A 1,659-nucleotide genomic window follows, 5' to 3' on the forward strand; every position below is an offset into this window, starting at 1 on the left:
GGCTCGCCCTCGACGGCCTCGCCTATGTCATCTACACCTCGGGATCGACCGGCCGGCCCAAGGGCGTGCTCGCGACGCATCGCGGGCTCGCCAACGTCGTGCGCGCCTATCAGGACGTCATCGCGCTGCAGCCGGGCCAGCGCGTGCTGCACGTCGTGTCGCTGAGCTTCGACGCGGGCACGGCGCATCTGTTTCTCGCGCTGTGCTCCGGTGCGACGCTATGCATCGACGACCGCAGCGCAGCGGACGCGCGCGAGCTCGGCGACGTGCTGCACGACGAGGCGATCCACTACATCGGCCTGCCGGTCGCGATGCTCGGCAGTCTCGACGAACGGCCGCTGCCGGCGCTGCACACGCTGTCGACGGGCACCGAAGCCTGCCCGCTGTCGCTGGTCGAGCGCTGGGGGCGCGGCCGGCGCTTTCTCAACATCTACGGACCGACCGAGACCAGCATCTGCGCGACGCTGTCGCGCTTCGATCCGACGCGTGCGACGCAGGGCCTGCAGCGTCCGCCGATCGGCCGGCCGATCCGCGGCAATCGCGTCTACGTGCTCGACGCGCGCCTGCAACGCGTGCCCGTCGGCGTGACCGGCGAGCTGTATATCGCCGGCGAAGGCGTCACGCGCGGCTATCTCGGACAGCCCGGCCAGACCGCCGCGCGCTTCCTGCCCGATCCGTTCGCCGACGCACCCGGCGCGCGCATGTACCGCACCGGCGATCTCGTGCGCTGGCGCCGCGACGGCGAACTCGATTTCGTCGGCCGCAACGACACGCAGGTCAAGCTGCGCGGATTCCGCGTCGAGCTCGGCGAAATCGAAGCGGCGCTCTGCGCGCAGGCCGGCGTGCGCGAGGCGGCGGTGACCGTGCACGCGCGCGAGGACGGCGAGCGCTGTCTCGTCGCCTATGTCGTCGCCGACGCGCCCGTGCCGGCGGCAACCTTGCGCGATCGTCTGCGCCGCTCGCTGCCCGCGTTCATGCTGCCGCGCGCATTCGTGAATCTGCCGCGTCTGCCGCTGGGTCCGAACGGCAAGCGCGATCCGCAGGCGCTGCCGGTGCCGGATTTCACCGACCTGCAGCGCGAGTTCGAGCCGCCGCTGGGCGCGCTCGAACAAACCGTCGCCGCGCTGTGGTCGGAGCTGTTCGGCCTCGACCGCATTGGCCGCGACGACGACTTCTTCGAACTCGGCGGCCACTCGCTGCTTGCGACGCGGCTCGTCGCGCGGCTGCGCCGCGACCTCGGTCGCGACCTCGCGCTGAATGCCGTGTTCGACGCGCCGACCGTGCGCGGCCTCGCCGAATGCCTGGCGCTCGCGCCGATCGCCGCAACCGCGCTGCCGGTGCTGCGCGCGCACGCGACGGGCGGACCCTTGCCGCTGTCGCAGGCCCAGCAGCGCCTCTGGTTTCTCGCGCAGCTCGACGGCGCCGGCGCGGCGTTCCACATTGCCGGCGCCTTGCGTCTGCACGGCGCACTCGACGTCGACGCGCTGCGCGCCGCGTTTGCCGCGTTGATCGCGCGGCACGCATCGCTGCGCACGCGCTTCGTCGCGCCCGACGGCACGCCCGCGCAGATCGTCGACGCGGACGTCGCGTTCGACCTGCCGCTGCGGCATGCCGATCGTGCCGACGCCGCGGCGCTCGCCGCGGCGCATGCGCGCGAGC

General features: G+C 72.9%; 1 protein-coding gene. It reads left to right on the forward strand.

The genetic code is table 11. The features are described 5' to 3' along the window. Nucleotides 1–1,659, forward strand: a 1,659-nt coding sequence (locus VLF18_RS03750) for an amino acid adenylation domain-containing protein (protein ID WP_325278283.1), incomplete at both ends; no start/stop codon positions are given.

The organism is Tahibacter sp., from assembly GCF_035481375.1.
GTDB lineage: Bacteria > Pseudomonadota > Gammaproteobacteria > Xanthomonadales > Rhodanobacteraceae > Tahibacter.